This is a genomic window from Flavonifractor sp. An112, from assembly GCF_002161085.1.
Taxonomy (GTDB): Bacteria; Bacillota; Clostridia; order Oscillospirales; family Oscillospiraceae; genus Flavonifractor; species Flavonifractor avicola.
On sequence record NZ_NFLU01000009.1, the window covers coordinates 23,313 to 44,998 of the forward strand.

The 21,686-nt window shown below is 59.7% G+C and carries 20 protein-coding genes and 1 other annotated feature; of the genes, 11 read left to right on the top strand and 9 right to left on the bottom strand.

Features of this window, described 5'->3' with window-relative positions; genetic code table 11:
* Positions 1–49: 49 nt before the first annotated feature.
* Positions 50–285, bottom strand: a binding site (T-box leader).
* A gap of 44 nt (positions 286–329) precedes the next feature.
* From B5E56_RS09285 to B5E56_RS09305, 5 genes are read right to left on the bottom strand one after another with little or no spacing between them, the layout of a single operon-like run.
* Entirely contained in the window at positions 330–1,724 is a 1,395-nt protein-coding gene (locus B5E56_RS09285; RefSeq protein WP_087389462.1) for a hypothetical protein, read from the bottom strand.
* Positions 1,721–2,467 (bottom strand): ABC transporter ATP-binding protein, encoded by a 747-nt coding sequence (locus tag B5E56_RS09290; RefSeq protein ID WP_087188187.1) that lies wholly within the window; start codon positions 2,465–2,467, stop codon positions 1,721–1,723. Before B5E56_RS09290 ends, B5E56_RS09285 begins: the two co-directional genes overlap by 4 nt.
* Positions 2,460–2,987: a hypothetical protein gene (locus B5E56_RS09295; protein WP_087389463.1), complete on the bottom strand. Its 528-nt coding sequence runs from the start codon at positions 2,985–2,987 to the stop codon at positions 2,460–2,462. The genes B5E56_RS09290 and B5E56_RS09295 overlap by 8 nt, the downstream gene beginning before the upstream one ends.
* Positions 2,974–3,744 carry a hypothetical protein gene (locus B5E56_RS09300; protein WP_087389464.1) on the bottom strand — a complete coding sequence of 257 codons (771 nt, stop codon included), beginning with the start codon at positions 3,742–3,744 and terminating at the stop codon, positions 2,974–2,976. Before B5E56_RS09300 ends, B5E56_RS09295 begins: the two co-directional genes overlap by 14 nt.
* Positions 3,741–4,136, bottom strand: a complete 396-nt coding sequence (locus tag B5E56_RS09305) for a GntR family transcriptional regulator (RefSeq protein ID WP_242958890.1) — start codon at positions 4,134–4,136, stop codon at positions 3,741–3,743. The genes B5E56_RS09300 and B5E56_RS09305 overlap by 4 nt, the downstream gene beginning before the upstream one ends.
* A gap of 147 nt (positions 4,137–4,283) precedes the next feature.
* On the opposite strand from B5E56_RS09305, the gene B5E56_RS09310 reads away from it, so the two are divergent.
* From B5E56_RS09310 to B5E56_RS09320, 3 genes are all read left to right on the top strand, one after another.
* Positions 4,284–6,071, top strand: coding sequence for an ABC-F family ATP-binding cassette domain-containing protein (locus tag B5E56_RS09310; protein ID WP_087389465.1), 1,788 nt, complete (start codon positions 4,284–4,286; stop codon positions 6,069–6,071).
* A 35-nt stretch (positions 6,072–6,106) separates the two neighbouring features.
* Entirely contained in the window at positions 6,107–7,954 is a 1,848-nt protein-coding gene (locus B5E56_RS09315) for a family 10 glycosylhydrolase (protein WP_087389466.1), read from the top strand.
* Positions 7,955–8,137: 183 nt separating this feature from the next.
* The gene (locus tag B5E56_RS09320; protein ID WP_087188192.1) at positions 8,138–8,332 is read left to right on the top strand and encodes a hypothetical protein; all 195 of its coding nucleotides are present in this window, start codon (positions 8,138–8,140) and stop codon (positions 8,330–8,332) included.
* 56 nt (positions 8,333–8,388) lie between these two features.
* On the opposite strand, the gene B5E56_RS09325 is transcribed toward B5E56_RS09320, so the two are convergent.
* Positions 8,389–9,570 (bottom strand): M20 metallopeptidase family protein, encoded by a 1,182-nt coding sequence (locus tag B5E56_RS09325; RefSeq protein ID WP_087389467.1) that lies wholly within the window; start codon positions 9,568–9,570, stop codon positions 8,389–8,391.
* A gap of 176 nt (positions 9,571–9,746) precedes the next feature.
* Here B5E56_RS09325 and B5E56_RS09330 point away from each other — a divergent pair, with 176 nt between their 5' ends.
* From B5E56_RS09330 to B5E56_RS09340, 3 genes are all read left to right on the top strand, one after another.
* Positions 9,747–11,057: an MATE family efflux transporter gene (locus B5E56_RS09330; protein WP_087389468.1), complete on the top strand. Its 1,311-nt coding sequence runs from the start codon at positions 9,747–9,749 to the stop codon at positions 11,055–11,057.
* A gap of 119 nt (positions 11,058–11,176) precedes the next feature.
* Complete coding sequence (locus tag B5E56_RS09335) at positions 11,177–11,683, top strand: RNA polymerase sigma factor (RefSeq protein ID WP_087188195.1); 507 nt, start codon at positions 11,177–11,179, stop codon at positions 11,681–11,683.
* 52 nt (positions 11,684–11,735) lie between these two features.
* Positions 11,736–12,209 carry a hypothetical protein gene (locus tag B5E56_RS09340; protein ID WP_087265740.1) on the top strand — a complete coding sequence of 158 codons (474 nt, stop codon included), beginning with the start codon at positions 11,736–11,738 and terminating at the stop codon, positions 12,207–12,209.
* A gap of 42 nt (positions 12,210–12,251) precedes the next feature.
* Here B5E56_RS09340 and B5E56_RS09345 read toward each other — a convergent pair whose 3' ends face one another.
* From B5E56_RS09345 to B5E56_RS09355, 3 genes are all read right to left on the bottom strand, one after another.
* A complete protein-coding gene (locus tag B5E56_RS09345) occupies positions 12,252–13,106 on the bottom strand; it encodes a patatin-like phospholipase family protein (protein ID WP_087389469.1) in 855 nt (284 codons plus the stop codon).
* Positions 13,107–13,123: 17 nt separating this feature from the next.
* Positions 13,124–14,476: an MATE family efflux transporter gene (locus B5E56_RS09350; RefSeq protein ID WP_087389470.1), complete on the bottom strand. Its 1,353-nt coding sequence runs from the start codon at positions 14,474–14,476 to the stop codon at positions 13,124–13,126.
* 400 nt (positions 14,477–14,876) lie between these two features.
* The gene (locus B5E56_RS09355; RefSeq protein ID WP_343214245.1) at positions 14,877–15,848 is read right to left on the bottom strand and encodes an AEC family transporter; all 972 of its coding nucleotides are present in this window, start codon (positions 15,846–15,848) and stop codon (positions 14,877–14,879) included.
* A gap of 107 nt (positions 15,849–15,955) precedes the next feature.
* Between B5E56_RS09355 and B5E56_RS09360 the strand changes: the two genes are divergently transcribed.
* From B5E56_RS09360 to B5E56_RS09380, 5 genes are all read left to right on the top strand, one after another.
* On the top strand, positions 15,956–16,225 hold the full coding sequence (locus tag B5E56_RS09360) for a YlmC/YmxH family sporulation protein (protein WP_087389472.1): 270 nt from the start codon (positions 15,956–15,958) through the stop codon (positions 16,223–16,225).
* 98 nt (positions 16,226–16,323) lie between these two features.
* Positions 16,324–18,156 (top strand): glutamine--fructose-6-phosphate transaminase (isomerizing), encoded by a 1,833-nt coding sequence (gene glmS, locus B5E56_RS09365; protein WP_087389473.1) that lies wholly within the window; start codon positions 16,324–16,326, stop codon positions 18,154–18,156.
* A gap of 18 nt (positions 18,157–18,174) precedes the next feature.
* Positions 18,175–19,749 carry an ABC transporter substrate-binding protein gene (locus B5E56_RS09370; protein ID WP_087389474.1) on the top strand — a complete coding sequence of 525 codons (1,575 nt, stop codon included), beginning with the start codon at positions 18,175–18,177 and terminating at the stop codon, positions 19,747–19,749.
* Between the two features lie 99 nt (positions 19,750–19,848).
* Positions 19,849–20,808, top strand: coding sequence for an ABC transporter permease (locus B5E56_RS09375; protein WP_087389475.1), 960 nt, complete (start codon positions 19,849–19,851; stop codon positions 20,806–20,808).
* Positions 20,809–20,872: 64 nt separating this feature from the next.
* Positions 20,873–21,679, top strand: a complete 807-nt coding sequence (locus B5E56_RS09380) for an ABC transporter permease (RefSeq protein WP_242955374.1) — start codon at positions 20,873–20,875, stop codon at positions 21,677–21,679.
* Positions 21,680–21,686: the final 7 nt, after the last annotated feature.

Consider the following 21,686-nt stretch of genomic DNA (forward strand, 5'->3'; position numbering starts at 1 on the left):
CAGTTCCTCCTTGGGCCAGGGAATAAGAAAAACCCCTGACCAGATTATGGTCAGGGGCGTAAGATACGCGGTACCACCCTGCTTCCGCCCGCCGTCACCGGCGGACGCTCATGGCCTCCAACAAGGCCCCGGCCGATAACGTGGCCGTGACGGCCTGCCCTACAACAGCAGCTTCAGGCAGGCGGCTCCGGGATCAGTATCCGCACGCTTTCCTCCGCCGGTTCGCACCAACCACCGGTTCTCTGAGAAGGATGGGACGTGCCTTCTTCCCATCATTGCCTCTTCTGGGATTTGATTGTTACCCATTCTAGCCGAACCGTCCGGTTTTGTCAAGAGGCAGTTTCCGACCAGGAGAGCACATGGGAGGGGGAGTTGTTGGTATAGACACCATAAAGTTTATACACATCTGCGGGCAGACTGAACTGATAGGTCCCCAGATAGGCCAGCCCGTCCCGATCGTATACAGACAGAAAGAACGAGGTGTTCTTTTCGTCCCCTGCGTAATAGGAGTCGGCAAAGATCAGCCGGTGGCTGTCATGGTCATAGAGGGAGGAGGTGGTGCTGTACCGGGCATACCCGGTCAGCTCATCGGCTGACGGATAGTAGGTGGGGGTGTATTGGTTATGGAGGTCCCCGGTCAGATCCACCTTCCAGCCCCCCTGGCCGTCGGGAACCAGTACCGCGAAGGGGCCTTTGCCGGTGAAAACCACCAGATAGTCTCCATGCCATAGGGTACTGAGGATCTCCTGATCCTCTGTCCAGGGGAAGAGAGGCAGATGGACCACCACCTGGCCGTTTTTGGGGTCCAGCTGGGTGAAAAACAGCGTGTTCTCTTCCAAAGTCAGCAGGTAGAGGCAGTCGTCTCCCTCCGGGCCGCCAAAGAGGCGGACCACCTGCCCGCCATCGGGTATGGAGTAGAGGGTAGAGATGGCGGCGTCCTCTCCGCTGGTGCCGGTGAGGGCGTATACCCCCCAGCCGCCGGGGATGTGGCTGGTGTCCAGCAGGTCGACTTGGTCACCTCCGGGAATGAGAGCGAAATAGGTAATATAGTCCCGCATCACAGTCTGGGTAGATAGACTCAAGTCATATTCCAGGTCAAAATCATAACCACAGAGCTGGCCGCTCTTCTCATCGGTCTCCAGAGAGATGATGGCATATGTGCTCTTGGACAGAGGAAAGAAAAAGTAGTCTTCCACCAACTGGATCAGCTGCTTGGATGTCAGTGGGTCGTGTATAAATTGGGTGAAAGAGCCGGAAACCTCCAGGGGATAGTGATCGGTATAGTCGGACAGGTCCACCCGCTGTTGCGAAACGGCGACGTTGGGCCGGTTACTCTGGATCTGCTTTAAAAGAGCGAGCAGAGAAGGGGAGAGCTGCTTCTCTATAGAGGAATGACTGCTTATGCTATGTCTGAAGAGCTCGATATTAAAATAGGTTCCCCAGGAAAAGTTGTCCTCTGCGAAATGGGCAGCCTGAGAAAAGGTGCAGAGGGTCTCACCCTGCTCTGGGCTGTCCGCCGGAAAGGACTGGCGCCAGAAGAGGTGATTTTGATACTCAGTGTAGCTGGTGACCTGGACGTCGGCGACAGCTGCCGGGTCCCCTGCCAGGGTGGTGGAGGAGACGGTCACGTCTGTGCCCTGTTGCTGCAGCTGGGCATTGGTCCAGCCCAGCAGTCCGCTGAAGGCGACCACCAGAGCCAGAAGCAGAGCAAGAGCGCTTTTCATCCCTCTCCCTCCTCCTTGCCGGTGAGCTGATCCAGGGCCTGACTGACCCGGTCAGCCTTGTAGCGGTAGGTCTCTTTCACATAGTCCATGAGGCTCTTGCCCTGTTCCTCCAGATCCAGGGTGGAGGCGTCTCCCACCAGCTTGCCTTTTTGCAGCAGCACGGCCCGGCTGATGAAGTGCTGTACCTCCTCCAGCAGGTGGGTGGACAGCAGGATGGTTTCGTTGGGTTCCAGAATACCCAGCAGCACCTTGTAAAAGTCCTCCCGGTTGAAGATGTCGTTGCCGGCGAAGGGCTCATCCATCAGGATGTAGTCGGCGCCCTGACACAGGGCCAGGATCACCTCGAACTGGTTCTTCTGGCCGGTGGAAAACCGGCGGATGGCTTTGTGGGCAGGCAGCTCGAAGAAGTCCAGCAGAGCGTGGAAGCGTTTTTGACGGAAGGTAGGAAACTGGCTGGTGAGAAAAATTCTGTGCTCCTCTGCGGTCAGGTTGGGGAAGAAGGAGTGCTCGCAGGTGGCGAAGGACAGGCGGGCGATGTTGGCCCGGTTTACCGGAGCGCCGTCCAGGGTGATTTGGCCCTGATAGGACAGCAGACCTAGGATACACTTGAGCAGCGTGGTTTTGCCGGCGCCGTTCTCCCCAAATAGTCCTACGATTTCCCCAGGGCCTATGGTGAGGGACAGATCATCCACCGCTATGGTGGAGCCGAAGTATTTTTTACGAACCTGATGCAGTTCAAGCATAGCAGCCTCCAATCCAGTAGAAGGGGAAGGAACCCCAACAGTTGGGGGGGAAGTGACCGTCCGGCGTCCCGTAGCGGTAGGTGAGGGCGCACAGCAGAAGCAGCAGGCCCCACAACAGCGCGCAGGCGGCCAGGCCTACCAGAGGGATAACGACCACCCGCCGCCACAGCTCCCAGCGGTTGGGGAGCAGCTTCATGCGGTAGATGCTGCGGCTGCCCAGCTTATGCCAGGCATAATGAAGAAAGAGGGAGACGATGAGGCAGAGGGCCACCAGAGTCAGCCCCAGCGATACCCCGCCCAGCAGGCGGGAGAATGGGGCATTGACCGAACCCTCAATGAGTTTTGGGACCCACTTGCCGTCGATCCGGACGGACGTGTAGAGCTCATTTTTGGCGGAAGAAAAGGAGGCAAGAAACCGGAAATAGCCAATGGCGAAGGCGACTCCCAGCCCGCCCAGTGTGAGCTGGAGGGCCTGCCTGCCGGGAAAACCCAGGGGATAAACGCGTTCAGGTGTCCACATAGCGAGCCCTCCCTATCAGGTTGTAGGTGACGATGATCAGGGCCGTCACAAAGACGGCCAGCTGGAAGAGCGCCACCATGATATTATCTGGCACCTTAGCGTACACATTGGGCAGACTGGCAACAAAATCGCTGCCCGGTCCCGGTAAACCGAAGGCGCCGATGTCGGCAGGGAAGCTGAGACCGGCAAAAGCGGCCAGGGGCACGACGGTAAAGGGTTTATCGCCCCGCCGCCAGTGGTAGGAGCAGGTGGCTGCCGCCATGGCCAGGGCCGCCAGCATCACCACATTGCGGATGTAGATGGGCCAGTCCAGGCCGGGCAGGATCCCGTGAAACCATCCGCTGTAATAAAACACCAGCATGGGAAAGGCGTCGTCTGAGAGGGCGCAGAAGCGCAGGGCAATATACCATGCCGCTGCGATCTGCCCGCCCCAGTAGATCAGCAGGCAGAGAAAGTGGTGGAGCGCAAACACCAGGGTGGCTTTCTCCTCCCCGCAGGGCAGGCGGCGGAAGGTATAGCCCAGCTTGCTGCCGCCCCGCTCCATGCCGAAGGAGGCCAGCGACAGACAGACCAGCACCAGACCTGCGGTGAACAGCAGATGGAACAGGGAATTCTGCATAAAACCATATAGACTCATTTTGTTCAGCATGGAAATGGCCAGTGCCACCTGGGCGGCACTGGTGCCGGCGGTGATCAGGACTACCTGCCACAGCCGGGAGCGGGCGGCTACCATCATCAGGCTCACATATTGTCTCATGCTTCCTCCTCCTTTCGGTCCCACAGCCGGTCGATCAGCTCCAGAGCGGCCTCTTTCTCCAGCCCGGACTGCCGCAGAGAGCGGACAAAACCGGCGATCTCCTGCTCCAGCAGCCGGGTGCGAAGGGCCGCAACCTGCTCCGGCGGGGCGCACACTTCACTTTTGGCCCCCGAGCGGGAGGTGATAAGCCCCTCCTCCTCCAGCAGGCGGTAGGCCTTCTGCACCGTGTTGGGGTTGACCCCCAGTTGGGCCGACAGCACCCGGCGGGAGGGAAGCTCTTCGCCGTCGGCAATGGTCCCAGCCGCCACGCCCCGTTCCACATAGCGCACAATCTGAAGGTAGATGGGCAGACCGTCCGCCGGGACGAAGCCGCCAAAGTCACACATGGCCATACCACCTCCTAACTGTATTACTGAACTAGTACACTTTCTAACTGTATTATATGAGTAATACGGTTGCCTGTCAAGTACCATGAGGCCTTTTCTTTTTCAGCCATTTCCGCTATACTATACAGGATATCGACAAAGCGAGGGAACAATATGCTGTTATCGGCGGAACAACTGACTAAGACCTACGGGACACGGAGTCTGCTGGACTCTGTCTCGTTTTATGTGGAGCCGGGGGATAAGGTGGGTATCATCGGCGTCAACGGATGCGGAAAATCCACCCTGCTGCGGCTGCTGGCCGGGGCGGAGGAGCCAGACGGGGGTGCCGTCCGTCCCGACCCCAATGTGCGCCTGGCCTATCTGCCCCAGAACCCGGTATTTCCCGGGGAACATACCGTGCTGGAGCAGGTGCTGCTGGGGCTGGACGGGGACGACCGCGCCCTGGCGGAATATGAGGCCAAGACCATTCTAAACCAGCTGGGGGTACCCTGGTTCGACCAGAAGATGGAGGAACTGTCCGGCGGAGAGCGCCGCCGGGTGGCCCTGGCGGCGGTGCTGGCCCGGCCCTGCGATGTGCTGTTGCTGGACGAACCCACCAACCATCTGGACGACCGGATGGTTGGCTGGCTGGAGGACTATTTGAGAGGCTGGAAGGGCGCTCTGGTGATGGTCACCCACGACCGGTATTTTCTGGAGCGCATCGTCACGAAAATGGTGGAGGTGGAGGGCGGCAAGCTCTACACCTATGAGGGTAACTATGACAAATATCTGGAGCGGAAGGCGGCCCGGCTGGAACGTGAAAAGGCCAGCGAGCGCAAGCGCCAGGCCATTCTCCGCCGGGAGTACCAGTGGGTGATGCAGGGCCCCACCGCCCGGGGCACCAAGAGCCGGGAACGGCTGGAGCGGTACGAGGCCCTGAAGGCCCAGACCGGCCCCACGGAAAAAAGTACCTTGGAACTGTCCGCCCGTGCCAGCCGTCTGGGGAAAAAGACGGTGGAGCTTGCGGGGGTCACCAAGGCCTTTGGGGACCGGACCGTGGTCCGGGACTTTGACTGTATGCTGCTGCGGGACGACCGTATCGGCATCGTGGGCTCCAACGGCAGCGGCAAATCCACCCTGCTCAACCTGATGGCGGGGACTCTGGCTCCCGATTCCGGCACCGTGGAGGTGGGCGAGACGGTCCGCTTCGGCTACTTCCGCCAGGAGGTGCCCGACATGGACGGGGATACCCGGGTCATCGACTACGTGAAGGAGATTGGCAACAACATCGAGACGGCAGAGGGAATGCTCACCGCCTCTCAGCTGCTGGAGCAGTTCCTTTTCCCGGTGGAGGTGCAGTGGTCCCCCATCTGTAAGCTGTCCGGCGGGGAGAAGCGGAGACTCTACCTGCTTTCGGTGCTGGCAGCCGCTCCCAACGTACTGCTGTTGGATGAGCCCACCAACGACCTGGATATTCAGACCCTGTCCATTCTGGAGGACTATCTGGACACCTTCCCCGGCGCGGTGATTGCCGTATCCCACGACCGCTATTTCCTGGACCGGGTGGTGCGGCGGGTGTTTGCCGTAGAGGGGGATGGCTCTGTGCGGGCCTATCCCGGCGGATATACCGAGTATCTGGACGCCAAGCGGGCAGAGGAGAAGGCCAAAGCCCCCAAAATCTCCACCTCTGACAAGGGGAAAGAGCGCCCCGCCGCCCCCAAGAAGCTGAAATTCAGCTACAAGGAGCAGCGGGAGTTTGAGACCATCGACGACGACATCGCTGCCCTGGAGGAGCAGATTGCCCAGGTCCAGGCGGAGCAGGCTGCCAAGGCCACCGACTATGTGGCCCTCCAGGAGCTCCAGGAGAAGCAGAGCCAGCTGGAGGCCGCCCTGGAGGAGAAGATGGAGCGCTGGGTCTATCTCAATGACTTGGCGGAGCGGATTGCCGCCCAGGAGAAGTAGCCCGCCGTCCTCAGAACCAAAGCAAGGAGAATCCCATGACAAGAGTATGGAAATTTGTGGTGGCCATTGTGCTGGTGTGCGCCCTGGCATTGGCAGGTATGGCCATCCGTACCCAGACCAGCGCCGGGAAGAATGAAGTGAAGAATCCCGACCAATTCCGGGCGGTGTGGGTGAGCACGGTGTACCGGCTGGACTATCCCAGCAAGGCCACCACCGACCCGGCGGTGCTGAAGGCGGACGCGGACAAGATCTTGCAGACCTGCGCCGATATGGGCATGACCGCCGTGATCTTACAGGTGCGGCCCTCCGCCGACGCCCTCTATCCCTCCAGTTACTATCCCTGGAGCGCCGATCTGACGGGCCGACAGGGTCAGGCCCCGGCAGATGGCTTTGATCCCCTGGCCTACTGGGTGGAGAAAGCCCATGAGATGGGGCTGGAGCTTCATGCCTGGATCAACCCCTTCCGAGTGACTAAGGGAGGCCAGTCCGAGTACGACAGCCTGACTGCCGACCATCCGGCCAAAGTCCACCCGGACTGGGTGGTGGAGTACGACGGCAAATACTATTTTGATCCCGGTCTGCCGGAGGTGCGGGAGTACATCATTCAGAGCGCCGAGGAGTTGGCCCGTAATTACGACATCGACGGCATCCACATGGACGACTACTTCTATCCCGGCGCAAACTTTGACGACGCCGACACCTATGCCCAGTACGGCAGCGGCTTCTCCGACATTGGGGATTGGCGTCGGGACAATGTGAACCAGCTGGTGAAGGAGATGGGGGAGCGGCTCCACGCCATTGATCCCGATTTGTCTTACGGCATCAGCCCCTCCGGCGTGTGGGCCGACAAGAGCAGCCAGTCCCAGGGCTCCAATACCACCGGCGGCTTTGAGAGCTACTATGCCTCCTACGCCGACAGCCGGAAGTGGGTGCAGGAGGAGTGGATTGACTACATCTGCCCCCAGGTCTACTGGTATATCGGTCATAAAAGTATGGACTATGAGACCGTCGTCAAGTGGTGGGCAGACACAGTAAGGGGTACAGATGTTTCCCTTTACATTGGTATGGCCGACTACCAGGCGGGCAACACTGATCCCAGCAGTCCCTGGTACGGTGTGGAGGCCATCCGGCAGCAGCTGGAGCTCAACGAGACCATTGCCCAGGTGGATGGTGAAGTTCACTTCCGATATCAGTTTTTGGCGCAGAATGGGGAATTGCAGAAGCTTTATAAGGAATTTTATGCGCCTCAGCCGGAAGCAGCTCTAAATACGGCGGACCATATGGCCTATGTACAGGGCAGCAATGGACAGTTCCACCCGGACAGCTCTCTGACCCGGGGAGAGGCGGTGACGATGCTGACCCGGCTGGCGGTGGATCGTAATGGGAAACCACTTTACAGTTATGAGGAGGGCACCGGCGGCTTTTCCGACGTGAGTCTGGGGGACTGGTACAGCTCCTATGTCCATTTTGCCCGGAAATACGGCATTGTCCAGGGCTATGAGGACGGAACCTTCCGTCCCACCCAGCCTGTCCGCCGGGCGGAGCTGGTGAAGATGGTGTGCGGCTTCTTTACTGTCACTGGCGGCAGCCACGCCTTTCCCGATGTGCCCGCCAGCTATTGGGCAGCCAGGGAGATCGCCTTTGCCGCTGCCCAGGGGTGGATCTCCGGCGGTACCAATGGTACCTTCCAGCCGGGCCGCAATGTGACAAGAGCGGAGGCAGTAAAGATCCTCAACCGTGCCATGGACCGGCAGGCGGGTGAGCGGGACATAGCGGCCCCCTTCACCGATGTGCGCGTGGACCACTGGGCCTACCATGAGATTCTGGAGGCCTCGGTGACCCACGACTATGAAAAGCACAGCCAGGGGGAGACCTGGCTGTAAAACAGGAAAGGCTCCCGGCGCTGCCGGGAGCCTTTTTGGAAGTCAGAAGAAACTTTACAGTCTTTTACCAAAAGGTGATGGAAAGCGCGGGGCAGGCCAAGTACAATAGAGACACCGGATGTTTTCAGACAAGCCGGAACCGCCGGGGCAAGCACCCGGACAGAGCAGAAAGGGGTTTCCGCTATGATTCCGTGTCAACAGACCTGTTCCAGTTACTGCGAAGGCTGTCACAAAAGCTGTGCCCAGTGGGCGAATTTTCAACAGCAGAAGAGCCGGGAGCGCCAGGCAAAAAAGGACTATCTCAAGTATTATAACGAGCTGTGCGGTGCGGTGGCACGGCAATTCAAGGCTATTGGCGCGGTGTATATGGCCCGTTGAAGTACATATAGAGAAAAAGCAGCACGCCCTCCACATGGGAGGGCGTGCTGTTCTTTTTATTCCAATCCTACCAGGGCAGACTGGGCCAACAGGGCGGCGGCCAGAGGCAGGGCGTCGTCATCGGTGCGGAAGTGCTCGTTGTGCCAGCAGGGATTAAACTGGCCGGGGAAGCCGGAGCCCAGCCAGTAGAAGAAGGCGGGCACTTCCTGCCCAAAGACGGCGAAGTCCTCCGAACCCATGTCGGGGGCGGGGGAGACCACATGAGCCTCATCCACCAGAGCCAGAGCCGCCTTTCGGGCCAGAGCGGTCATGGCGGGGGAGTTGACAGTGGCGGGCACACCGGGGTGGAACTCCACCTCGGCGGTGCACCCGTAGGCGGCCGATACTCCCAGAGTCAGCTCACGCAGCCGCTCCTCGGCATGGCGGTGGGCGGCAGTTCCGTGGGCCCGGATGCTTCCTGTCATGGTAAGTACGTCGGGGACGAAATTGTCCGGGGTACCAGCGTGAATGGACAGCACGGAGCACACCAGGCTTTCCAGGGGATCGGTGTTGCGGCTCACCACCGTTTGAAGGGCGTTGACCACCGCCGCACCGGCTACGATCACGTCGGTACATTTGTGGGGGGAGCCGCCGTGGCCGGAGATACCATGGAGGGTGATAACAAAGTGGCTCTTGCCCGACATCACCGGCCCTTCCATCACGGCGATCTGCCCGGCGGGCAGCTCAGGCCGGTTGTGCAGGCCGAAGAGACAGTCAGGCTTGGCGGGCAGCTTGTCCCACAGCCCGTGGTCGATCATGGCCTGGGCCCCCTGGGTGACCTCCTCGGCGGGCTGGAAGAGAAAGACCACGTTGCCCGCCAGCTGATCCCGGCGCTGGGCCAGCAGGCAGGCTGCGCCATACAGTCCCACGGTGTGGAAATCGTGGCCGCAGCCATGCATCAGTCCGTCACACTGGGACATGGCCCCGTCGTGGGCGGCTTCCTGCTGGGCGATAGCATCAATGTCGGCCCGGAGGGCCACAGTCTTACCGGGGTGGGCTCCCCGCAGCAGGGCTACCACGCCGGTGTCCATGCCCAGGTCGATGAGTTCCAGCCCTAAGGCGGTCAGTTTTTCTTTTAAAATTCCAGTGGTGCGCACCTCCTGAAAGCTCAGTTCGGGGTGGCGGTGGAGATCGTCCTTCATGGCCCGCAGCTGAGGCTCCATGGCCTTGGCCTGCTCCAACAGTGTCAAAGAAATCATTTCCTTTCCGTTGCCTGTACTTTAAAACGGTAGTATAATTAACTATTATGCATCCGTCGTATCCAAACGGCGGAGCCGGGGTTCCCTATAGGTATACCCCAAATTCATCCAAATTGCAAGAGAAGAGGTGACCGGCCACGCAAGCCCGGACCCAGAATGATTTTTCCAAGGGCAGTATGGCCCGCAATATCGTCTATATGGCGGTGCCCATGACGGTGGCTCAGCTCATTAATATCCTGTACAACGTGGTGGACCGGATGTACCTGGGCCGTCTGCCGGGGCACCTGGCCCTGACGGGACTGGGGCTGTGTCTGCCCATCATCTCCATCTTGATGGGTTTTGCCAACTTGTGCGGCATGGGTGGCTCCCCGCTGTGTTCCATCTGCCGGGGTAGGGGAGAGAATGAGGAAGCGGAGCAGATTATGGGCAATTCCTTCTCTCTGCTGCTTCTGTTCGGCACGGCCCTTACTGTTTTGTGTCTCATCTTCCGCCGGCCGATTCTCTATCTGTTCGGAGCCAGCGATGTCACCTTCCCCTATGCCAACGACTACCTGACGATTTACATTTTGGGCACCCTCTTCGTTATGATCAGCCTGGGTATGAACCCCTTCATTAACGCCCAGGGCTTCAGCCGTATGGGTATGATTACGGTAGCTGTGGGTGCGGTGGTCAACATCGTATTGGACCCTATCTTCATTTTCCTGCTGGACATGGGGGTAAAGGGGGCCGCGTTGGCCACGGTGATCTCCCAGGCCTGCTCGGCGCTGTGGGTGCTGAAATTTCTCACCGGGAAAAAGGCCATCCTCAAGCTGCGGCTGTCCGCCCTTCGACTCAAAGCGGAGCGGGTCAGACGTATTTTAAGCCTGGGTACCTCCGGGTTTGTCATGTCCATGACCAACAGTCTGGCCCAGGTGTTGTGCAACGCCAGCCTGGAGGCCTACAGCGGCGATCTGTATGTAGGCGTCATGACGGTGATCAACTCCATTCGGGAGATCATTACCATGCCGGTCCAGGGCATTACCAACGGCTGCCAGCCGGTGCTGGGCTACAATTATGGGGCAGGCCAGTATCAACGGGTACGCCAGGGTATCCGTTTTACCACGGTGTTGACGGTAGTATATTCAGTGGCGGTCTGGGCGGTGGTGATGCTGCTGCCCGAACCTCTGATCCGTATCTTCAACAATGAGCCGGATCTCATTGCCGCCGGTATCCCCGCCTTCCGCATCTACTTTGCCACCTTCTTCTTTATGTCCTTCCAGTTCATTGGCCAGTCGGTCTTTGTGGGGCTGGGCCGGTCCAAAAACGCCATCTTCTTTTCTTTGCTCCGCAAGGCATTCATTGTGGCTCCTCTGACCCTGATCCTGCCGGCGGTGGGCTTCGGGGCGGACGGCGTATTTCTGGCCGAGCCGATTTCCAATGTGCTGGGGGGCTTGGCCTGCATCCTCACCATGTATTTCACGGTCTACCGGCGGCTGGACCGGGCATGAATTTTGGGGCGTCTGGATGACGCCCCAAAATTTTTTTATTCTCTGTGAGATTTTTTGCCCCTCCGGGGGGTATTCCTGATGAAAGGCCTTTCAAACCAACCCACAGAAAGGGAGTAGTCATGACCGACGAGACATTTGAACAGGCGGCCCGGACCTATGGCGATATGCTCTACCGGGTGGCCTACCACGCCCTGCGGAGCCGGGCGGACGCGGAGGACGTGGTGCAGACGGTGCTCCTCAAGCTCTACCAGCAGGATGGCTTTGAGAGCGAGGACCACCTGAAGCATTGGCTGCTACGGGTGGCGGTCAATGAGAGCCGGAAGGTGATGCGTTCCTTCTGGCGCCGCCGGGCGGTACCGCTGGAGGAGCGGGACGAGGCGCCCCTTCCGGCGGAGGACCGCCGGGAAGAGGTGTTTCAGGCGGTGATGGCGCTGGATGGAAAGTACCGCCTGACCATCTACCTCTACTACTACGAGGGCTGCTCCGTCAAGGAGACGGCGGCGGCCATGGGGGTCAATCCCTCCACCGTACAGACCTGGCTCCAGCGGGCCCGGGCCCGGCTGCGCCGGACGCTTTCCGAAGAAGAGGAGGGGAACGACGATGTTCGACCACAACGCATACCGTGAACGATGCTCGGAGCTTCACGTCTCCGAAGAAGCCCTACAGGAGGTCATTGAAATGGCAGAACAGAAACAGAAGAAGCCGGTCCGCCGCCCGCTGCGGGTGGGCCTGATCGCCGCCGTGGTAACGGTGGCTCTGATGGTGACCGTAAGCGCCGCCAACCCGGAGGCCCTGGAGTGGCTCTCCGCCACCATCCGCTCGTCCGCCTCTATCGGAGATTACCGGGAAGAGATCGTGATGGATGACACCGGCGAGACCATCACCGCTTTGCGGCTGCCTGATACGGCGGTAGAGGAGAGAGACGGCCGCATCATCCTTACCGTGGACGGGGAGGAGACGGACATCACCGAGGCCATGGAGCGGGACGGCAGCTACCTCTGGACCCGGGAGGATGAGGGAGCCAAGGTTTCCGTCCAGGTGACCCTGGATGAGGACGGAAAGCCTGTGGCTGTCTCCCATGTGACACTGCCCGACGGTACCGGACAGGACGCCAACATGGCTATGGTCACAGAGATCAGCGGAGTGGAATAAGACGCAAAGGACCCGGACGGCAGCCGCCGCCCGGGTCCTGTTTTATTGTCCCGCCAGGAAGGAGCGTACCTCGTCCAGCCGGGCCATGCCCTCGTCGTAGCCGTCCTGCCACAGGGCCTGGATCTTGGCCACATCCCGCTCGGTGCGGCTGAAGCCCTGGGTGTTGTGGGGGGCAAAGAGGAGTACACGGCCCTCCTTTTCCAGCTGAAAGAGCTTTTCCCGGGCCTCGTTGTAGGTATCTGCCCGGCGGCGCATGGTGTCGCAGAAGTTGGGGTACTTCCGGTAAACCCGGTCAATGAGAGGCTGGAGCTTCTCTGGCTGCCGCCGGAAGTCCCGCTCCCGGGTGAGTACCACGATCAGCCGGTCGCAGCCCTTCTCAAAGGCACGGTCAAAGGGAATGGCGTCCGCCGCGCCGCCGTCCATGAATGGTTTGCCGTCAATGTGGAAAATAGGGAAGAGGAAGGGCAGAGCACAAGTGGCCTGGAGGATGGTAAAGCTCTTGTCGTTGTCGTCCACCGGCAAATATTCTGCCTTGCCGGTGTCAAGGTTGGTGACCGCTGCTTCCACTTCGCCGGGGAATGCACGGTAGGTATCATAGTCAAAGGGGATTAGCTCGTTCGGAATGGTGTCATAGACGAACTTCAGACCGAAATATGCCTTGTTGTCCCGGCGGAGCAGGTTGCCCATGCTCATATACCGCTTATCATTGACGTAGTTTACCATAATATCAAGGTTGCGGCGGATCTGCCTGGACACATAACTGACACCATAAGCGATCCCAGCGGAAACGCCGATGACATAGTCCGTCATAATACCGCCGGTGAGCAGGGCGTCACACACACCGGAAGAAAAGATGGTACGAATGGCTCCACCCTCCAGTACGATCCCGGTCTTCATGGACAACACATCCTTTCTTACATGGACAGTACATTTTTGCGGCACCAGGCCCGGCTGCGCCACCGCAGCAGGAAGAGCACCGCCCGCAGGCACTCGTCGCAGGCCATGGCAATCCACAACCCCGCCAGCCCCAGGCCCAGGGGCACGGCCAGCAGGAAACCGCCTACTACAGCGGTAAGCCAGGCGCTGAAAATGCAGATGGTGATGGGGAAGCGAATATCTCCGCAGGCCTGAAGAGCCCGGCACATGACCATGTTCACCGCACGGCCCAGTTCCAGGGGGATCTCGATGATCATAATGATGCGGAAGAGTTCCAGCACCTGGGGATCCTTGGTAAACAGGCCCAGCAGGGGCTGACAGAACACCAGTAGTATCACCGCCATCAGACCGGAGATAGCCAGGGAGGCCAGCAAGGTGCGTTTTACCAGCCGCTCCACGTCGGGAACACGGTCGGCACCCATCAGGTGGGCCACCATGACCTGGGCAGCCTGGGAGATGGCGGAGCCAAACATATAGGTGAGCATGGCGAACATATTGGCGTATACCCGGGTATTGATGACGAAGATGGCGAACAGGTTGCAGATGGACTGGATGGCCACCTGGGACAGATTATAGGAGATGGACTCTCCGCCGGCGGGGATGCCGATGCGCAGCAGACGGCGCAGCTGGTCGGTGGGGAAGGGGCGGAGCAGCTTGAGGGAGAGCACAGGGCCAAACTTCCGGCGGAACAGGAAAGCGATAAGGATGACGCCCACCACACGGGAGATATCGCTGGACAGAGCGGCGCCTGCCACGCCCAGGGCAGGCAGGCCGAAGGTACCACCGATGAGCACCGCGTTGCCGCCGATGTTGAGCAGATTCATGATCACAGCCACGATCATGCTCTCCTTCATCATCTGGTTGGAACGGAAAAAAGCGGTAAAGGTGAGATAGACCGCCTGGAACACCATGCCCCCGCCAATAATCCGCAGGTACAGGCAGCTGCGGTCCAGGATCTCCGTCGGCACCTGCATCAGCGTAAAGATGGGGCCGCACAGGGCGATGAGAATGACGCCCACCACCAGACCGAAGATAGCGTTGACCAGCAGGGAGAGGGTATAGGTCTCATTAACCCGCCGTTTGTCCTCAGCGCCCAGGTAACGGGAGATGAGGATGGTGGAGGCGGTGGAAATAACGGAAAAGACCAGAAGTACCAGATTGGTGATCTGGTTGGCGTTGCCGATGGCGCCTACGCCGTTGGGGTCAAAGTGCCCCACCATGACCTGGTCGGCGTTGCCCACCAGCATCTGAAGAAGCAGTTCGATGAAGATGGGCCAGGTGAGGGACAGAATGCCCGGCTCGCGCCGGCGGAGAACGGTAGCTTGTTCCATGGAGGGGCTTCCTTTCGGTACAGAAATGGGAAATAGAAAGTACCGTATTAGTATAATGCGTACTGAACAAAGCCGAATGCCTTGAAAGCACCAGCTTTCAAGGCCAGTTGGCTTTGTTCAAGTGCAAGGTTTTTGGACGAGATCGACCCAAAACCTTGCACCTTCTGCTGGTGCGCCTTAACGCACCAGCGGAAATACGCATTGTACCAATGGCTAAATTTCATAAAAACGGCCACTTCGAGCCGTTTTATGAAATTGGGCGGCTACTGCCGCACGAATAAACCGTATCACGGTTTATTCAGCAGACATTAGTATAGTGTCTCCATGCCAAAATGCAAGGGGGAAAAACGCCGTCTTTTTCCCCTGTTTCAGGGAGCCCATCCGTTAATTTTTGTCAAAGTCAGATGAGGGCCAGGGTTTTCAGCACATAGAGCCACAGCGTCAGGGTAAAGGCGCTGAAGGCGGTGGTCAGCATGACGGTGCTGGAGGTCAGGGTGCCCTCGTGGCCCATATTGCGGGCCATGACAAAGCAGCTGACAGTGGTGGGGCTGCCCAGCATGGTGAGAGCGGCCACCAGCTTGTCGTCCCGGAAGCCCATAGCCACGGCAATGGGCAGGAAGATGCCCACAAAGACCACCAGCTTGAGGGCGGTGGCGGAGAGGGCGGGCTTGATGCGGCCGATAGCTTTCTTCCAATCAAAGGAGGCGCCCAGGGCCATGAGTCCCAGAGGGGTACCGGTGGCGGAGATGCTGTTCACGGTTTTGGTGAGGATGGTAGGCTGGGGAATGCGCAGCAGGGTCCAGGCCAGGCCAACGATAATACCCAGAATGATGGGATTGGTGATGATTCCTTTGGCCACCTTCTTCACAGCGCCTTTGGACAGCCCCTTCTGGCTGGGACTGGTAATGGAGAGCACCGTCACCGCCGCCGCGTTATAGAGGGGGACCGCGCCAATGATGATCAGGCTGGCGGCCCCGGCGCTGCCGTAGAGGTTCTCCAGGAAGGCGGCGCCCAGCAGAGCCACGCTGCTGCGGTAGCCCACCTGAATAAATTCCCCTCGCAACGGGGGTTCTTTCAACATACGGCTGAGCAGGGCGGTGAGCAGGATGGAGGCCAGAGTGGCCAGAAAACAGAATACCACAAAGGAGGTGTCCCACACCTGGAAAAAGTCGGAGCCGGTCAGATCCTTGAACATCATGACGGGCAAGCCCACTTTAAACACATAGCTGTTGAGCTTATCGGCAAAGGCCTGGCTGAAAAAGCCCATTTTACGGAATGCGACACCCAGCAGCATGAGCAAAAAAATGGGTATAGTACCATTGAGACAATAGATCAGATTGTCCAGCATGACGATCTCCTCCAGAAATGACATCTATTTCATTATATCCCCTCCGCTATACAGGTGCAAGATTACCAAATGGTAAGTGGAATGGGTCAACCTGGCCGGCGCATAGGGATATCAAAAAGGGGGATTGCGCTATGGAGTGCCGGGGATCGGAGTTACGGGACAAGGAGATCATCAATATCAGCGACGGCAGCCGGATCGGCTATGTGGGGGATGTGATTATGGATCTGGAAGAGGGCAAAGTGAGTGCTCTGGTGGTGCCTGGGCGGCTGCGCCTGTTTGGCCTGTTGGGGCGGGAACCGGACACGCTTTTTCCCTGGACAGCGGTGCGCCGCTTCGGTGCGGACACCATTTTGGTGGAGGGGACGCAGGTCAGACAGAGAGAGCGGAGGGAACGAGCCTAATTTCGGGTGTTCTGCCATTGTTTTGCCAGCTTTTCCGTGCTATAATTCTATTTTAAAGCACCATATATCAAACACGTCAAATACGCAGGAGGATCGCCATGTGCGGGATTGTTGGATATGTTGGAAGGGAGGAGGCTGCGCCAATTTTGTTGGACGGCCTGTCCAGGCTGGAGTACCGGGGGTATGATTCCGCCGGTGTAGCGGTATACGGAGCAGAAGAAGGAATGCAGGTGGCCAAGGCCAAAGGGCGGCTTCAGGTGCTAAACGACCTGGTTAAGGGCGGAAGCACCCTTCACGGCACCATTGGCGTGGGCCATACCCGGTGGGCTACCCACGGGGCCCCGTCGGACGTCAATTCCCACCCCCAGGTCAGCGAGAATGGCCGGTTCGCCGTAGTCCACAACGGTATCATCGAAAACTACGCTGAGCTGCGGGAATTCCTCCAGTCCGAGGGAGTGCAGTTCGTGTCGGATACCGATACCGAAGTGGCGGCCCAGCTGCTGGAGTATTACTATCAGGGCGACCTGCTGGACGCAGTGGTGCGTACCCTCCACACCATCCGGGGCGCCTACGCCTTGGGCATCCTGTGCGCCGACTGCCCTGACCGGCTCATTGCTGCCCGAAAGGACAGCCCGCTGATTCTGGGTTTCGGCGACGGCGCTCACTATCTGGCCAGCGACGTCACTGCTCTCATCAAGTACACCAGAGAGGTGTGCTTTCTGGATGACGGTGAGATTGCGGAACTGACTGCCGACCACCTGTGGGTGTACGATTCCTACCTGCGCCCAGTGGAGAAGGAGCGCCGCCATGTGGACTGGGAGATCTCTGCGGCGGAGAAGGGCGGCTACGAGCACTTTATGATCAAGGAGATCATGGAGCAGCCCGAAGCAATCCGCAAGACCATCTCCCCCCGCATCAAGGACGGCCGTATTGTGCTGGATGACTGGCGGCTCACCGCCCGTGAGCTGGAGGAGATGGACCGGCTGTATATCATTGCCTGCGGCTCCTCCTACCATGTGGGTGTGGCGGCCAAATATATCCTGGAAAAACTGCTGCGAAAGCCGGTGGAGGTGACCTTGGCCTCCGAGTTCCGCTACTGCGATCCCATTGTGTCGGAGCGTACTCTGGCCCTGGTCATCAGCCAGTCCGGTGAGACCATCGATACCCTGGCTGCCATGCGGGAGGCCAAACGGCTGGGCGCCAAGGTGGTGTCCATTGTCAACGTGGTGGGCTCCACCATTGCCCGGGAGAGCGACAGCGTGCTCTACACCTGGGCCGGACCGGAAATCGCCGTGGCCACCACCAAGGCCTATTCCACCCAGTTGGCGGTGATTTACCTCATCGGCCTGTACTGCGCCGACCTGCTGGGCACCTTGGACCGGGCGAACTATGATGCCATTCTGGCAGAGCTCCAGCGCATTCCGGACAAGCTGCAGGAGATCCTGGAAAATCGGGAGGACATCCAGTATTTTGCCTCCCTGTACTTCAACCGGCCTTCCATGTTCTTCATCGGCCGCAATCTGGACTATGCGGTGGGTCTGGAGGGCTCGCTGAAGCTGAAAGAGATTTCCTATATCCACTCGGAGGCCTACGCTGCCGGAGAGCTCAAGCACGGCACCATCTCCCTCATTGAGCCGGGCACCCTGGTGGTGGCCCTGGCCGGGTGCGGGCCCCTGTTTGAAAAGACAGTGAGCAACGCGGTGGAGGTCAAGAGCCGGGGAGCCGACGTACTGGGTCTTACCACCCGGGACCGGGCGGCCGATCTCAGCCGTACGGCGGACCATGTGATTGCCATTCCTGAGACCCATCCCATGCTGCTGCCTTCCCTGGCAGTGGTGCCTATGCAGCTGTTCGCCTATTATACGGCGCTGCAGCGGGGTTGTGATATTGATAAACCCCGGAACCTGGCCAAGTCTGTAACAGTGGAATAAAAAAGACGGAGGAACGACATGAAACGACTGATCGCATTACTGATGGCAGCCGTTCTGGCCCTGGGGCTGACGGCCTGCGGCGGAGAGAAAGAGACCGCAGAGCAGGTCACGGTGCGCTATGGCCTGTCCAATGCCTGGGACTCCCTGATGCCCTATAACAGTCCTTCGGGCAGCAATTATACCCGTATTGTCTGTGATAAGATCTATGACCGGCTGGCCTATGTCCACGCTGACGGTACCCTGGATCCCCGAGGCGCTAAAAGCTGGGAGAGTACCGACGACGGTATGGCGGTGCTCTTCCACCTGGATGAAAAGGCTGCCTTCCACGACGGCACTCCGGTGACCGCCCAGCACTGGGCGGATACCATTGCCCTCATTACCAACCCGGACTGTCCGGCCCTGGGCCGTGGTACCTTCTCCGTGCTGGCAGGCACCGACAGCAACGGCTGCGCCGTGGCGGGGGAGCAGCTGGGGGCGGAGGCAGTGGATGAGTACACCCTGAAGCTCACCTTCAAGAGCGCTATCACCCCGGAGGACTTCCTGCTGGACAAAAACCGGGAGCTCTATGTGCTGCCCACCCATCTGCTGGCGGATACCGAACCGGCGGACATTATGGAGCTTGACCTGTGGGACGCACCTGTAGGTTCCGGCCCCTGCAAGTTTGTGGAGGAGATCCCGGGCAGCCAGCTGGTGCTGGACATCAACAAGGACTATCAGCTGGGCTGTCCCGACTTTGATCAGCTGGTGGTGACGGTGATCGATAAGTCCAACCTGTTGTCCTCCCTCATTTCCGGCGATCTGGATTACTATGCCTTTGGTGGCAACCTGTCCATGGATGATGCTGAAACCGCCAAAGCGGGAGGCATTGAGGTGCTGGAGGGCGAGGTCCCCAACACCTTCTATGAACTGATGCTCAACTGCGAGACCATCCCCAGTGCAGAGGTGCGCCGGGCCATCGATCTGGCCCTGGATAAGGAGGCACTGTGCCTTCAGTCCACCCATGGTTTGGGTGAGCCCACTGCCACCGACGTGACTCCGGGTACGGAGTACACCTGCTCCCTGACCTGGCAGCGGGACGTGGAGGGAGCCAAGACGCTGCTGGAGCAGGGAGGCTACGACGGGCGGACCTATACCCTGGCCTGTACCTCCAACCGCTCCGGTCTGGCTGCCCTCATGCAGCAGGAACTGGCCGAGGTGGGTATGAATGTGACCATCGAGACGGTGGACTCCGCCGCCCTCTTCTCCGGTATGGCTGACGGCAAGTACGACATGGCCATTGCCAGCCATACCCCCGGCGCGCTGCCTCTGTGGTTTACGGAGAGCCGCCTCAGTGAGAGCAACAACATCTTCCACATTGCCGATCTGGAGCCCTACACTTACTATATTGACCAGATCAAGAGTTCCTCGGGCTGGGAGACTCGCCAGGTCATGCTGGATAAGCTGCAGGAGCTGCTGGCTGATCAGCGGCCCTTTATCCCCCTGTGGTTTGGCCGTACCCTCCATGCCCAGTCTCCCACAGTGGACAACATCGACTACCCCTCGTCCAGTTTCTCCAATGAGAACATCTGGGCGTGGCGCATGAAGGAGGCCTGAAAGGCCCCTTCTCAAAACTAGAAAGACCTCCGTAGGGCCGCCGCCCATAGCGGCCCGTGCCCCTGATTGGGGCCGGAAGTGCAGGAGGAAGCGAAAACTATGGGACGATATTTCCGCCGTCGTCTGCTGACGGCTATTCCGGTCTTTTTCGGAATTACGATTCTGGTATTTTGTATGCTTAATCTGGCCCAGGGCTCCATCCTGGACCTGATGGGGGAGGGAAGTGGCGCCACCGACGCCGACCGCTCCGCTCTGGCTGCCTCTCTGGGGCTGGACCAGCCCCTGCCGCAGCGGTATCTCTCCTGGCTGGGCGGATTGCTCCGGGGAGACCTGGGCAATTCCTACACCAACGGGAAACCGGTGGCTGGGCTCATTGCCCAGCGGGTAGGACCCTCCCTGCTGCTCACCGGCACCGGTGTGGTGCTGGCGATAGCCATCGCTTTACCCCTGGGGGTGTTGGCTGCCTGGAAGCCACGGTCTGGCTGGGACCGGGTGGCCTCTGCCCTTAGCTTGGTCAGTTTCGGTGTGCCTGGCTTTTTCCTCTGCCTGGCCGGCATCTTTGTCTTTTCCGTCACTCTGGGCTGGCTGCCCGCCAACGGGATGTATGCCGCCGGGCGGTTTACCAGCCTGGCTGACCTGCTCCGCCATCTGATCCTCCCGGCAGGGGTGGTGTGCCTGAGCAGTGTGGGCGAGCTGGTGAAGCAGACCAGGGCCGCCTGCCTGGAGACTTTGGGAGAGGACTATATCCGCACTGCCTATGCCAAGGGACTCACTGAACGGGCGGTCATGGTACGCCATGCCTTCCGGGGCTCTATGATCCCGGTGCTTACCACCATTCTCAGCCACATTCCTCATATCCTGGGTGGCTCCGTGGTGGTGGAGCAGATCTTTGGCTGGCAGGGTATGGGCAGCCTCCTGTTTTCCGGTATCTCCGGCCGGGACTATCCCGTGGTGATGGGTGTCACGGTGGTCATCGCCCTGACGGTGCTCCTAACCAACCTGCTCCTGGATCTGGTCTACGGACTGGTGGACCCCAGGGTGCGCTATGGGAAGGGGTAGGGCTATGGAGGAAAAACGGTTAGGCCGCAGCCCCTGGGACCGGTTTAGGGCGGACCGGAGGGCGATGGTATGTCTTTATATACTCTGCCTGGAGATCCTTGCGGTATTGCTGCTGCCGCCGCTGCTGGGTCTGGAGCCCAATGCCAGCGATTTGGAGGCCGGCTTTTGGGCGCCGCCGTCGGCACAGCACCCCCTGGGTACCGACGATGTGGGCCGGGACCTGCTGGCCCGGCTGCTGAGCGGAGGGCAGGTATCCCTCTTCATTGGCCTGAGCTCTGCCGCCATCAGCACCGCTCTGGGCGTGCCTCTGGGCTTGCTGGCGGGTTACCGCCGGGGAGCCTGGGAGTTCTGGATCATGCGGTTGGCTGATATCTTTCAGACCTTTCCCTCTATCGTGCTGGTGCTCTGCCTGGTGACGGTAGTGGGTCCGTCGGCCACCAATATCGTACTGGTGCTGGGCCTGCTGGGCTGGACGGGAATTGCCCGGTTGGTGTACGGCAATACCCTGGCAGTGCGTGAGCGGGAATATGTGCTGGCAGCTAAGGGCCTTGGCGCCCGGACCGGGACCATCCTGCGGCGAAACGTACTGCCCAATGTGATCTCCCCCGTATGGTGCTCCATCCCCCTGCGGGCGGGGCGGGCCATCCTGTCGGAATCCAGCCTTAGTTTTCTGGGCTTCGGCATCCGGGCACCCCAGGCATCCTGGGGCAGTATGATCCAGTATGCCAGTAACCTGACGGTGCTCACCGCCCGGCCCTGGGTGTGGCTGCCGCCGGGCCTGTGCATTATTCTCACGGTGCTCTGTTTGGCGGGTATCGGAGACGGCCTGCGGGATGCGCTTGACCCCCGGTTCGACGGTCGGCGGTCCTGAGAACAGC